Origin of the sequence: Actinoplanes subglobosus, from assembly GCF_042650585.1 — a bacterium.
GTDB classification, from domain to species: domain Bacteria; phylum Actinomycetota; class Actinomycetes; order Mycobacteriales; family Micromonosporaceae; genus Actinoplanes; species Actinoplanes subglobosus.
Genome location: NZ_JBHSBL010000029.1, coordinates 203,683 through 216,315 on the forward strand (window position 1 = coordinate 203,683; position 12,633 = coordinate 216,315).

Annotated in this window: 13 protein-coding genes; 10 read left to right on the forward strand and 3 right to left on the reverse strand. The window is 66.8% G+C overall.

Annotated features, from left to right (window positions below):
* Positions 1–6 precede the first annotated feature (6 nt).
* Together ACFO0C_RS44025 and ACFO0C_RS44030 are read right to left on the reverse strand one after the other, a co-directional pair.
* Positions 7–1,362: an FAD-binding oxidoreductase gene (locus ACFO0C_RS44025; protein ID WP_378072817.1), complete on the reverse strand. Its 1,356-nt coding sequence runs from the start codon at positions 1,360–1,362 to the stop codon at positions 7–9.
* Positions 1,363–1,729: 367 nt separating this feature from the next.
* A complete protein-coding gene (locus ACFO0C_RS44030) occupies positions 1,730–2,827 on the reverse strand; it encodes a PASTA domain-containing protein (protein ID WP_378072818.1) in 1,098 nt (365 codons plus the stop codon).
* A gap of 98 nt (positions 2,828–2,925) precedes the next feature.
* On the opposite strand from ACFO0C_RS44030, the gene ACFO0C_RS44035 reads away from it, so the two are divergent.
* The 9 genes from ACFO0C_RS44035 to ACFO0C_RS44075 all read left to right on the forward strand — a co-directional run bounded on the left by ACFO0C_RS44035 (position 2,926) and on the right by ACFO0C_RS44075 (position 10,292).
* Entirely contained in the window at positions 2,926–3,387 is a 462-nt protein-coding gene (locus tag ACFO0C_RS44035) for an excalibur calcium-binding domain-containing protein (protein ID WP_378072819.1), read from the forward strand.
* A gap of 132 nt (positions 3,388–3,519) precedes the next feature.
* Positions 3,520–4,566: a DUF4236 domain-containing protein gene (locus ACFO0C_RS44040; protein WP_378072820.1), complete on the forward strand. Its 1,047-nt coding sequence runs from the start codon at positions 3,520–3,522 to the stop codon at positions 4,564–4,566.
* Positions 4,567–4,776: 210 nt separating this feature from the next.
* Entirely contained in the window at positions 4,777–5,886 is a 1,110-nt protein-coding gene (locus ACFO0C_RS44045; RefSeq protein WP_378072821.1) for a hypothetical protein, read from the forward strand.
* 18 nt (positions 5,887–5,904) lie between these two features.
* A complete protein-coding gene (locus tag ACFO0C_RS44050; RefSeq protein ID WP_378072822.1) occupies positions 5,905–6,426 on the forward strand; it encodes a flavoprotein in 522 nt (173 codons plus the stop codon).
* Positions 6,427–6,549: 123 nt separating this feature from the next.
* Positions 6,550–6,708: a hypothetical protein gene (locus tag ACFO0C_RS44055; protein WP_378072823.1), complete on the forward strand. Its 159-nt coding sequence runs from the start codon at positions 6,550–6,552 to the stop codon at positions 6,706–6,708.
* Between the two features lie 52 nt (positions 6,709–6,760).
* Positions 6,761–7,051: a hypothetical protein gene (locus tag ACFO0C_RS44060; RefSeq protein WP_378072824.1), complete on the forward strand. Its 291-nt coding sequence runs from the start codon at positions 6,761–6,763 to the stop codon at positions 7,049–7,051.
* A gap of 146 nt (positions 7,052–7,197) precedes the next feature.
* On the forward strand, positions 7,198–7,506 hold the full coding sequence (locus ACFO0C_RS44065; RefSeq protein WP_378072825.1) for a hypothetical protein: 309 nt from the start codon (positions 7,198–7,200) through the stop codon (positions 7,504–7,506).
* 15 nt (positions 7,507–7,521) lie between these two features.
* Complete coding sequence (locus tag ACFO0C_RS44070) at positions 7,522–8,364, forward strand: phosphotransferase (protein WP_378072826.1); 843 nt, start codon at positions 7,522–7,524, stop codon at positions 8,362–8,364.
* 314 nt (positions 8,365–8,678) lie between these two features.
* Positions 8,679–10,292, forward strand: a complete 1,614-nt coding sequence (locus tag ACFO0C_RS44075) for a PAS domain-containing protein (RefSeq protein WP_378072827.1) — start codon at positions 8,679–8,681, stop codon at positions 10,290–10,292.
* 515 nt (positions 10,293–10,807) lie between these two features.
* Here the strand turns inward: ACFO0C_RS44075 and ACFO0C_RS44080 are convergent.
* Positions 10,808–11,587 (reverse strand): DUF3841 domain-containing protein, encoded by a 780-nt coding sequence (locus ACFO0C_RS44080; RefSeq protein ID WP_378072828.1) that lies wholly within the window; start codon positions 11,585–11,587, stop codon positions 10,808–10,810.
* A 634-nt stretch (positions 11,588–12,221) separates the two neighbouring features.
* Here ACFO0C_RS44080 and ACFO0C_RS44085 point away from each other — a divergent pair.
* Complete coding sequence (locus ACFO0C_RS44085; RefSeq protein ID WP_378072829.1) at positions 12,222–12,584, forward strand: hypothetical protein; 363 nt, start codon at positions 12,222–12,224, stop codon at positions 12,582–12,584.
* Positions 12,585–12,633: the final 49 nt, after the last annotated feature.

Sequence of the window (12,633 nt, forward strand, 5' to 3'; positions counted from 1 at the left end):
TCTCGATCAGTTGTCCTGGCCGGGTGGAATGTTGAGGTTGCGGCAGAAGACGTTTTCGGGGTCGAAGGATCGTTTCACCGCCGCCAGCCGCTGGAGGACCGGTGCCGGGAACGGAGCCGTACGGTGGTGATCGCTCTCGAAGTTGGTGTAGCCGCCGTCCAGACCGAAACCGGCGGCGGCGCGGACCGCGGTGCGGGTCCAGGCCGCGTGCAGCGAATCTTCGGCCGGTTCCAGCCAGTGACTCCCGTAGGTGACCAGCCACGATGCGGATCGGAACGGCACGCAAGACGCCGCATCGGGGTTGGCGACGGCGCCGCCGAGCTGGAACAACGCGATCAGGCTGCCCGGAGCCGACAGCGACCGGGCCTGGTCGATGAGCAGTTCGACAAGATCGGCGTTGAGGGTGTCGACGTACTGCGAGGACCAGAAGTAGCGGTGGCCGGCCGGGTTTGCGGCGTCGAGGACGGCCTGATGTGACAGGAAGGGGGCGGGTGCGATCGTGTCGACATGGGATGCGCCGAGGCGCCGCAGCGGATCGACTGCCCGTAGGGCGGTTTCGTTGTCGCCGGTGTGGACGACGCCGACCATGATGACGGGTTCACCCACCACCGCGGCCGGCATCCACGGTAGTGGCGGCGCGAGCCGGAGGAACGTGATCGTGGTGATGGCGGGGTCGTTCAGGGCCGCGACGGCCGCCAACCCGGCCAGGACCTCACGGTCGAGCGGGTAGACCACGAACCCGGCCACCACGCTCGGAGAGATCCGCCGGGTGCGGAAGGTGAATCGGGTGACCACAGCGAAGTTGCCGCCACCCCCGCGCAGCGCCCACAACAACTCCGGAGTGTCGTCCTCGGACGCCACGAGTATCCGGCCGTCAGCCGTCACCAGTTCGGCTTCGGTCAGGTGGTCGCAGGTCAGACCGAACCGCCGGCTCGCCCAGCCGATGCCGCCGCCCAGCGTCAGGCCGCCGATCCCGGTGTCGGTGACGATGCCCGCAGGCACCAGGCAGCCCTCGGGCACGGTCACGGCGTCGAGGTCACCGAGACGGGCTCCGCCCTGCACCCGCACCCGACCGGCGGCATGGTCGAGGACGACACCACGCATCGCCGACAGGTCGACGACCAGACCCGCGTCGCACAGGGCGTGCCCGGCCACGTTGTGCCCGCCGCCGCGGACCGACAACGGCAGACCCGCACCGCGGGCGTACCGGATAGCCGCGGCGACATCGGCGGCATCCCGGCAACCAGCGATGACCTCAGGCCGGCGATCGACCTGACCGTTCCAGATCGACCGGGCAGCGGAAAAGCCCGCATCACCGCGGCGGATCACCTCGCCGCGGAAACCAGGAATGAGGCCTGTCATGACAACGACCGTAGAAGCGGTCCTCGATGGTCGGAAGTTCGACATCCGAACCGCCGACCCCGACGAGATGCCGTCAGGGTGCGCGGCTACCCGCATCAAACGCCTGCTCAAAGACGGCACATCGAAAACAGGCCGACGGACGGTACGCGTTCCCCACCGCTGGCGAAGCCTTACGACCCGCCGTGCGCGCTCGGCGACTGGGTGGCCCGTTGGATCACGGCCACCCCCTCGTGTCCGCCCAGGTCACCGTGGACACGAACTCGACCGAGATCACGTCGTTCGCGCGGCTGTTCGACGCCGCCACGGAAGCGCCTCTGACATCCGATGAGGCGTCCTTGATCCGGTGTCGTGTGCGTTCTGTCAGCGGTCAGCAGAACCGGGTGGGGCAGAGCCAGCCCGGAACATTCACATCATCGTCATCGTCGTCGATGTTTGGCAGGTTCGGGATGTCGCCGGTGCCGCCACCCTCCGACTGGCTGCCCTTCGGTGCGTCCTTGACGGTGACGACGATGAACTGCCCGGCCCGCAACGGTTTTCCGGCTGCGGGGATGCTTCCGACGATTTTCGTGCTGTACGAGGACGCGCTCTTCAGGTTCGCGCGCTGTTTCTTCTCACTTTCTGGCTCTTTCCCGGATCCGTACTCGTCGCCGTGTCCCGCGATCACGGTGGTGGCATCTTTCGGGGCCTTACCCGGCGCGTAGCGAAAGAGAACGAGTTCCTGCACCGGTTCCAGGATCCCGCCGCCAGTTTCGACGGTCATGGAGTCCTTGCCAGCCGGTAGCTTCGGCATCGCCTGATGCTCGGCGAACCATGCAGCCTCTTCGTTGCGCAGCACATTCAGCATCACCGGAACCCCGTCCGGTACCGGTTCACCAGCACCCGGGACCGTGGCGATCACCGTCCAGTTGCTGCGCGCGAACACATGACGTCCCCGAGGTGATGCGTCCTGTGTATCGGTGCGTACCCCGCGCCCGAGTAGGTTCTGAGCCTCGTCGTACCGCTTACCTCGGAGATCTGGCATTTCCAGGACCACCGGTGCCGGGGACGGCGACGGCACCGCTGTGTGAAAAGCCGGCCGGGAAAGGCTGAGCGCGGTTGACGGCGCCGTAGCAGGCGCCGGGGCTGTTTCGGACATTTCGTCGAGGATCACGCTCGGGTAGATCGCCGCCGACGCGATGACCGAGACCACTCCGACGACCGCTGCAAGCAGCGCGCGGCGGTCCGGAACCTCGTCGTGCGTACCGCGGCCACGATGCCACCGATAGACGGTCCGAGCTCCCCAAATGGCACCGAGCAGCGGCAGCACGAACAGTGTGACCAAGCCGATGCCGACCTTCACCGCTGCACTTTCCTTGGGGCCAGTACTGGTGACCTGCGCCATTGCCCGGGCATCCTCCCTGTAGATCCGCACCATCTTCACGCAGCGCGCCACGGCCCTTTCAACCGGAGTGCCGAGCACCGTCACCGTCGGCCTGACTGACGATTGAATCGGTCGTTCAGGGGATCCTCTTCTGGCCGGATGCCTGCACGTACTGGCGTTGTAGCTGTGCGAAACTCCGGGCCGTGCCTAACCTTGATCGCCGAAATCGGCGTGACTACATCCTGATGGGTGTCTTCGCCTTCCTCCTGCTGGGTTGCATCGTTCCGGCGAAGCTCATCGGAAGTACGGGTGAGGCCGAGACCGGGACTGAACGACCGGCGATCACGCCGACAAGGACGACGCGACCCTCCACCACAGCGACATCGGACGCCTCGATTACCGATGGCACCGGACCCGAGGCGAATGCCACGAGCACCGAGGAACCGTCCACGGCCGCGACGACCTTGCCGCCGACAAAGAAGCCGACGAAGAAGGCAACCACAAAACCGGCCCCAGAAATCACCGAAGAAGACGAGGAAGAGGACTCCTACTACGCGAACTGTTCAGCTGCTCGCGCTGCCGGAGCCGCCCCGTTGTACGCCGGAGAGCCGGGTTACCGCCGGGCCCTGGACCGTGATGGTGACGGCGTCGCCTGTGACTCCTGACCGACACCCAGTAGTGAGGTTCCTGCCGAAGAACCAGAAGAACGGGCCGACCGGAAACCCTACGTCCACCGGTCCATCTGACGTCTTGGCCGGACACGATCGGCACTCCAGCAGAACGGATGCAACAGCGGTATGAGTTTCTACCTCCGGACCAGCCTCCGCGCCGGACCGTTCCGGTTCAACCTGTCTGCCTCAGGCGTGAGCGTTTCCGCCGGCGTTCCCGGATTCCGGGTCGGCACCGGCCCCCGCGGCAACTACGTCCGCGTCGCTGGACTCGGCACCACGTACTTCACCGGCCAGCAAATCCAAGCCGGCCAGCACCAGCCGTACACCCCGCAGCCGGCACCGGTCGGCGCACACCCCGTCGTCATGCAGGATCTGACAGGCGCCGCGGTGCAACACCTCGCCGCAGCGCATCCCTCCGACCTGATCCAGCAGATCCAGGCCGCAGCGAAAAGCCGCTCGTTGTGGCCATGGTCAGCGGCGCTGCTCCTGCTACTGGTGGCGATCCTTCCGGTGTGGGGCCTGCTACTACTGCTGCCCGGTATCCCCGCCGTGTGGTGGCTGTGGCAGCGCGACGTCGCCCGCCGATCGGTTGTCGTGTTCTACACCGTGGAGGACGACGCCGCAGCACAGTACGGAAACCTGAACAACAGCGCCGGTATCGTGGCCGCCGTTCAGCGGATCTGGCTCGTCGAATCGCAGGGTCAGCTGACGAACCCCTACCAGCGCAAGGTCAACGCCGGAGCCGGCGCTGTCGTCGGCCGGCACGGCGGTGGCGTCGATCTGGCAGGACCACCAGTACTGGTCACCAATATCGCGGTACCGACCTTGCACGCCAAGGACCGCTCGATCTACTTCCTGCCCGACAGGGTCCTGGTGCGCCACGGCAACGACTACGCCGACATCCCCTACGCGGCGATCAGCGCGCACATGGAACAGCAGCGCTTCATCGAGGAGCAGGCGCCTCCGACGGACGCTCAAACGGTCGGCACGACATGGCGCTACGTCAACAAGTCAGGCGGCCCAGATCGCCGGTTCAAAGACAACCGGCAACTACCGATCATGCTGTACGGACGGATCACGTTCACCGCACCACCTGGATTCTTGATGGTGTGGGACTTCTCCCGCCCTGACGTCGCGTACGCGCTGGCATCCGCCGTTCACAACATGCGTTGAACGGCGAACGGAGTCGGCCTCATGGCTTCTCTCCCGAGCGGATCTGCGGCGTGCTCGGCGGCGTGATGAAGGCTGCATGTGAAGATGCTGGTATGGCATGGTTGGTCGATGACGAGCGGCTCGGCGGGTGAGCGGATTGCGGCGTACCGTCGGCGGCGTGGCCTGAGCCAGACGGCGCTGGCCGGTCTCGTCGGACGTTCTGAGTAATGGTTGTCCCAGGTCGAGCGCGGGATCCGGTCCGTTGACCGGCTGTCGGTTCTCCTCGACCTCGCCAAAGTCCTGCACGTCGACGTCGAATCGCTGACCGGCACTCCGTGGCAGTACGCACCCAATGGTGCTCCTTCCCGCGATCGGCTGGGAGAGGTGCGTCAGGTCCTGTCGCGGTACGACAACCTCTTGGGGATCGCCCCCTCCCAGCCCTCCACGCTGTCCGAACTGAACCAGGCCGTCACTACCGCGCACGAGGCGTATCAGGCCGCGCGGTACGAGGACGTGATCGCCGAGTTGCCGGTGATCCTCTCTCACGCTGACTCGCTGGACCGGACTGCTGTCGACGGCCGGCGGGACGTTCTGCTTGGCTATTCCGCGGCCTACCATGTGGCGGCGAAGCTGCTCACGAAGCTCGGCTCGGGTGACCTGAGCATGCTCGCGGCTGACCGCTGTGCATCGGCCGCGGTCGAGGCGGACTCGGTGGCGGCTCGCGGTATGGCGGCGTACCAGGTGGTGTGCGCTCTTCTGCGTAGTGAACGGCCCGAAGACGCCGAACCGCTGGCAGTCGGCATGGCGGAGGAAGCCCAGCGCCATGCCCGCACCGATCGGCCCACCTTGGCATCCGTGGCGGGCGCCCTCTGGTTGATCGCCGCTGTGATCGCGTCGCGTCGCACCGACCAGGTGGAGGCGTGGCGCCGTTTGGACCAGGCGCAACTGCTCGCGGAGATGTTGGGCCAGGACGGCAACTTTGCCTGGACCGCGTTCGGGCCCACTAACGTCGGCATCCACCGTGTCACGGTGGCGGCGGAACTCGGCGACCCGGCTACGGCGTTGCAGGCTGCTGAGTCCGTCGATCTGTACCGGCTTCCGGTCGGTTTGAATAGCCGGCGTGCCCAGCTGCACCTCGACCTCGGCTGGGCGGAGGTGCAGCGCAAGCGGGACGCCGACGCCGTGCTCCACCTGCTGGAAGCTGAGCGGATCGCTCCTGAGTCGGTGCGGTACAACGTCATCGTGGGTGAGCTGGTCCGCAGCATGCTGGCCCGGCAGAAGCGCGGCGGACGGACGAGTGCGCTGCACCACCTCGCCGTACGCGCCGGCGTCCTGGACTGATCGGTCGTGCCTGGCCATGTGACGCTCATCGTCTGCGGCGCGCCGTTGACCGCGCGTGCCCCCGATCTCATCCGCGCGGTGCAGGGCGCCGGCCGGAGCGTCGTCGTCGTGGCGACGCCGGACTCCCGCCCGTGGCTGGACGACGACGCGGTACGTGAACTGAGCGGCGTCCCACCACAGACGGAGTTCCGGGATCCGAACCAACCGAAGCGCACCGGTGACACGGAAGCGGTGATCCTCTGCCCGGGAACCTTCAACACGATCAACAAGGCCGCCGCCGGCGCTGCGGACACATACGCGCTGGCACAGCTCTGCTCGGCCATCGGTGAAGGGCTGCCGATCATCGCCGTCCCGTTCGTCAACAACAAGCTGTGGGGGCACCCGGCTTTCCCTCGCAGCCTGGCCGTCCTGGAAGGCGTCGGGTTCAAGCTGCTGGACGTTCACACCGGGAAGGTCGGCGCGACTCCCGTACAGTCGGGAAGTGGCCCTGGGGTTGTTGCCGGTTTTGATCCGGCCTGGGTGGTCACGCATCTGAACTGACGACCCGCACTTTTGTGCGGGCCCTCATCCACAATCTGGTACGGACCGCATCGCGCTGCCCGTTCTCTCTCCTGAACTGATTCACGATCTGTGCCGAACCGGTTGCACATCGACGTGTGCGACATGGCTGATCTTGAGGAGCTGTCTCGTGAATCGCCTGACGGAATCGGCTATCGCTTCGTGCCGGTCGTGCTCTGGCAACGGTTGGAAGTACACCACCACCCGGACAGCTCCGCATTCGCCGGCGCAGTCGTGCCTGGCCGCACGGTTTCCCGCTCGTGACCGAGGGTGATCGCGGCCCTACGGGCTGGTGGCTGTAGGAGGAGGAGTAGCAATGCAGCAGCATCTCAAGGCGAAGCGAACGTGGCGGCGACTCCTACGGCGATGCCGGTGCACCTGCGGTCTGCCCTGGCCCTGCATCGAGGTGTATGTGGAGGCGTGCCGGCGGCGTGAGGCGGATCGGATCCGTACGGCCATCACCGACCCCGCGCCGTCGATCGCCGTGGACATCCGGTCGAACCCGGTGGCCTGGGACGCGCCGACGATGCCGCTGTTCCAGGTCGCGCGGGCGGGGACGCTGACTCCGGCCCAGGAGCACCGAGCGGGAGGGGTTCCGTCGTGCTAGTTCCCCGGACGGCGCACCAAGGTGCCCGACCCGACTGGGACTGCAAGGTCTGCGGCGAGCCATGGCCGTGTGCGGTCGCGAAGGTCGAACTCGCCGAGCAGTACCAGCGGTTTCCGCATGGCCTGGTGCTATTTCTCGGCTCCTGCATGCTTGAAGCGATCGATGACTGGGACGCCGGCTCGGGCGGGCCGCCAGCCGACCTCCACGAGCGTTTTCTGGGCTGGGTCGACGCGGCGTGGCACGCGTCGCTGCAACACACCGAGGCGTACACCGCGGCCTGCCAGCAGATCGCGGGACACTTCGTCCACCACGTGCCGATCCTGACCGAAGGTATGGCGGACGGCTCCTCCCTGGAGTACACCCGCCAGGCGCTGAAGGCGACCGGCTACTACATCGACCCCGAGTTCTGGGACGGCGCGGCGAACTCCTGCTGCCCGCCGAACCCGGGAATCTGAAGGATCAACTGACCGATGCGCATCGACTGGGCAGCATTGCCCAAAGCCGTCACCGAGCAGGTAGCCCACCGTGTCGGCGGTTCCGACGTCACCCCGGCATCAGCTGGTGACCACGCGGAGGTAGCCGCGACAGTCGCCGGGGCGCGCGGGAAGGTGTTCGTCAAGGCGGCCCGCAGCGACTTGGCTGTCCGGTCACTGCGCTACGAGTTGCGGGTGAGTGAGGCCGTCAGCAGGTCCCACTCACCCGCCGTCGAGTGGCACTTCGAAGCGGCCGGATGGCTGGTGGCGGGCTTCGAACACTGTGAAGGTCCGCACGCCGACCTGTCACCCGGGAGTTCAGATCTACGACTGCTCGCCGCAGCCCTTGACGACCTCGGCTCGACACCGGCACCGGACGTGCGACCGTTCATGCCGTACGAGCGTTTCGGGTTCGCGAAACCCGCGATGGACGGTGACACCCTCGTCCACACCGACCTCACCGCGGCGAACCTGATCGTCACCCGTCACGGTCTGCGCATCGTCGATTGGGCCATGGCGGCGAAAGCCGCGCCCTGGGTTGAGCTCGCCGCACTCACCGCATGGCTGATCGGCGCCGGCCACACCCCGGAACAGGCCGAACAGTGGCTGGCACAACGCACGGCCTGGGAAGCGACCGATCCGGCGACACTGACCTTCTTCGCAACGAGCAACGCCGAGAAGTGGGCGAGAAAAGCGCAGCACAGCACAGCAACGTGGACCCATGATCTCGCGAACTGGACCGGCCAGTGGGCAGCGTATCGACTCCGTTTCGGCTCGGCCCGTTGCCTTGGAACCAGTCCCATACGAGGCACAAGCCGTTCAATTCCTCCTACAACTTGAGCGGCGTCGGCGGGCGCACACGTAACCACGCCCAGCTGACACCGCGCCGCCACGAACCGGCCGCTTGGCCTTGCGCGCGGGTTGCGGTCCCAATCAGGCGATCAGTTCGGGTCCAGATGGGATCTATCGGTTGGGTAGGGCCGGTCTCCGCTCGAACCGCGTCCGCATTGCACCCGCCATTGCCGGCGCCCGCAACGTTCCGGGGAACCGGCCGACCACGGATGGGGGAATTGACAACCTTGTGTAACAGGTCGATGGACAGGTTTCGAGGCTACTGGTAGTAAGTGGTTGTGCTGAGGGCCATCGAATGGTTGGTGCTGGGAATCGCCAGCGCGGGGGCCATCGTCCACGGGGTCCGCAGGCACCGGCCGGCCCGGGTCGGACCCTGGTTGCTGCTCGCCGGTGCCATCGCAGCGAGCACGGCAGGTGACGTGCTGACCGCGCTGAGCCGGCCTGGCCTGGCCAACATCTGCTTCTACGCCATGTTCGCGCTGGTCACCGGTTGTCTGCTGCAGCTGACCCGGGTCGGTGCGATTCTCGTCGACCGGGCCCGGCTCATCGACCTGCTCGCGTTCGCCTGCTCGGCATCGCTGGTGGTCTGGGTGTTCGCTGTCGGCGACGCCAGTCGGATCGGCCAGATCTGGGCGGCGTACATCATCGGCGCCCTGCTGCTCCTCGCGGTCGTCATCCGGCTGCTGGTCGCCGTGGGCCGTAACCTCTCTGCCGTACTGCTGCTCATCGGTGCCGTGGGTGTGCTGGTCAGCGACATCGTGCACCCGTTGTGGCCGGGCCGGCTGAGCGAATCCGGGTTCGTCGTGCTGTACGTGGCCTGGGGCGCCGCCGCGCTGCACCCGTCGATGGTCAGGCTCACCGAGCCGGCGACGCCGCGTCCGAGCCCATGGCGGGTGCGCTGGGCGATGTTGTTGGGTGTCTCCGTCGCCACCCCGCCGGTAGTTCTGCTGGTCGAGGCCGTCAACGGGACCGTCGGTGACGGCGTGGTGATCGCCGTGACCGGGGCACTCACCCTCCTGCTGACGATCACACGGCTGGCCGACTCGGTGACCTTGAACGGCCGCGCCCTGACACGCGAACGCGGATTGCGCCAGGCGAGCGCCGCGCTGGTCGCCGCCTCCGACACAGCGGCCGTGGACAAGGCCGTACGAGACGCCGTCGCCGAGCTCATGCCACCCGGCGCGGTCATCAGCGCGGACTTCGCCACCGACGATCACCGTGTCCCGCGGCCGGCGGCGCCCTGCCTCGGAGCCGGCCCACCACCGCGCAGTTGGTGGGTGGAGGGCCCGGACGGCGGCTACGCCACGCTGGTCTGCCCGCTCTGGCTGGAGCCGTTGACCGTCGCCCGGCCAAGCGGCGGCGCCCTGATTCTGGTGGGTCGCCGGGAGCCCTTGACCGCCGCCCGCGACACCCTCGAGGTGCTGGCCGGTCAGGCGGCGCTCGCGCTGGATCGCATCTGTCTGGTGGAGGCGGTCGGCCGCCGTGACAGTGACCTCTACCTGCGTGCGGTAATCCACGACAGCGCCGAGATCATGGTGGTGATCGACGAGGACCGCCGCATCCGATACGCCACACCCTCACTACGCGAGTTGCTCGGGGTCGACGACCTGCCGCCGCTGGCGACCCTCGACGAACTGGTACATCCCGACGACCGCAGCCAGCTGTGTCAGGCATTCCATGACGCCGGCGACGGTGTGGTGTTCTGCTCCCTGTCGCGGGCTGACCAGAGCGAGGTCCTGGTCGAAATCACCTACCGTGACCTGCGCGAGGATCGCCTGGTCCAGGGTTTCGTGGTGACGATGCGGGATTTCCCCCAGGGCCATGAGCCGAACGAGCGGCTGCGCCATGGCGACAACCTGGACGAATTACCGGCCCGGGCGAACCGGCGCAGCTCACGGCACAAGTTCTGCGACTAACGATCCCCACGGACAGATCCTGGGGATTTCCCTCCGGCGCGAGGCCCTGGATTCCCAGCTCGGACAGCGTCTGATCCATCGTCTCGGAAGGAGGCGATCTGGTGCCTCACGTCGTCGGCACTGACACCGTGGCGTTCAGTCGTGGCGAGGATCGTCGGGTCGGTACGGGCGGCGGGCCGGCCGCTACCGCAGGCACTGTCAGAGCCCGAAACCCGAAACGGGAAGCGCGTGCGCGTACGTAACCGAGCGTCAACGAGATCGGGAACACTCCAGTTTCTCGCTGACGGCGGTTTCGCGGGCGCCCTGATGACCCGGTGTACCGGCTTGTTGAAAGCCGACCTTGGAGATCGTCGCGCAGGCCCGAGGGATAAAAGGATTGCTGGTCGCTGAAGCCTTCCCGCTGGATCACCGTGTCGACGATCTCGTTGATCGACGCTGACCCGCCCAGTTCACGCACGGCTCGCAACGTAGGCGCCAGGAGATCACGGCGCCGCGGCAGATCAGCCATCTCGCCATCATGCCGCTCCGGCCGGGCCCGTCACCGCCGAACCCGAGACAGTCTCCATCCCACCTGTCCGGCCGGCGGGATTCGGCTCCGCTGGGGTGAGCGTCGCCGCCTCGTAGCTCTCGGGCCCGATACGCCGACGGTTTCCGGATCCCCGGCGTGGTTCGGCAACGACGGCATCGATGACGTCCCCCAGCCGAAGTTCGGGAACCGTGGCCTGCCAGAGATTGGTCGGAGGCCACAACGTGGTGTCGAAGATCAGATCCCAGGTGTCCTCGATGATCCGTTCTAGTTGTGGAGGCTTGGGCTCATGCGGTTTCCAGCCGGTGAACTCGGCGATCGCGCTGTCGATCCGGTCCATCTCCGCGTCGGTGGCGGTCGGCTCGAACGCCGGCCAGTCGTTGAGTACGTAGTGCCAGGCATCGAAGTGGCTCAGCAGGACGCGGTGCCGGGGAATGCGTGCGGTAATCAGGACGCTGCCGGGTTTCTCGCGAGCAGCGAACCGCACGCTGTCTATCAGGTCGCGGCGAGTGGTCCGTGCCCACAACCAGACGGGCCACTCGTCTCCCAGCCCTCGAAGGGCTGCAGCCCGGCGGATCCACCGATACGAGGCCACGAAGAGCGGGTCGATCAAGTCCTCGCGTCCGGTGAGAATCCCGTCGCCGGCGAGTGTGTCCCATGCCTGCGGGGACAGGATGGAGTACAAGGTCAGTGTGGCGTGCCGGATGTCGCATGCCAGGCGGCCGGGCGCGACAGCCGTGTCTACGGTCGTGATCCGGGGAATCACCATGCCTGAATCAGATACGAGCAAAGGTACTCCGAGGGGAATGATCGGCGGATAGGGACCACCTGCGATTGCGGCTGCCTCTGGAGGCCTTCATCAATGCCTGACGCCGAGTTGGCCGGCTGTGGGCGCTGGGCAGAACCGAGCTTGCCGGTGCCGATCGATGGGATTGGCTCCAGGCGATGGCGTCGCCGAGTTTATCCAGACCACGGCAGGGATCTCATCGGGCCGGTGGACTACATCCAGGCTGCCTGAATGGCCGATGGGGTACTGGCTGCAGTAATGAAATGCGTGCCCACCGTGCGATTTTCATCGCTGATTGTCCGGATCGCGGACAAGTTCTGTCGGACCCCGCTTCTACGGTCTGGCCCGTGTCATCGCAGGTCGAGACGAATCTGGTTCAGACAGGCCGGATCGCCGCTCTTGCCGATGGCCGAAACACACATCCCCCGTGTCGCGGTCGAGCGGCGCTTGTCAACAGGAGGACGACATCAGCGAACAGAACTTCGAGGTTCGGGTGACCGCTTTGGAAGCGCACGCGTTCCGGACGAACTGCCGCCTTCGAGACCTCGAAGGCCTTGTAGCCGAGCTGGTCGGTGCCGGCACTGATAGCCCAACCGGTGCGGCAGCACGGCCGACGGTGGATCAACGGCTGGACCGGATCGAGGAGGCGTTGGAGAAGCTGCGCCGGTGGAAGACGATCCTTCCGAAGCTGGAGTACGAGAGCGCCCGGACCGCGGCCGCCGCGGACGGGCTCACCGTCACCGAATGGGTGTCACGGGCGATCGTCGAAAAGGCTCGTCAGGAGGCGATTCGTGACGGGCAGCGTGGCGGGGCACGCATGGAGGCGATTCCCATCGCGCCGGCGGTGCACCGGATCCTCACCGTGCAGGCGGACGCCGAGATGGTGAAGCCGTGGGCGCTGGCCGCCAGATACATCCGGGACGGAGTCGAGGCGACTGCCGCTCGGACGGCGACGACAGACGCTGACCCGTCCGCCTGAACATGAAACCGGAAGCCGCCTTCACGCCTCCCCGGTGCGGAGGCGGCCT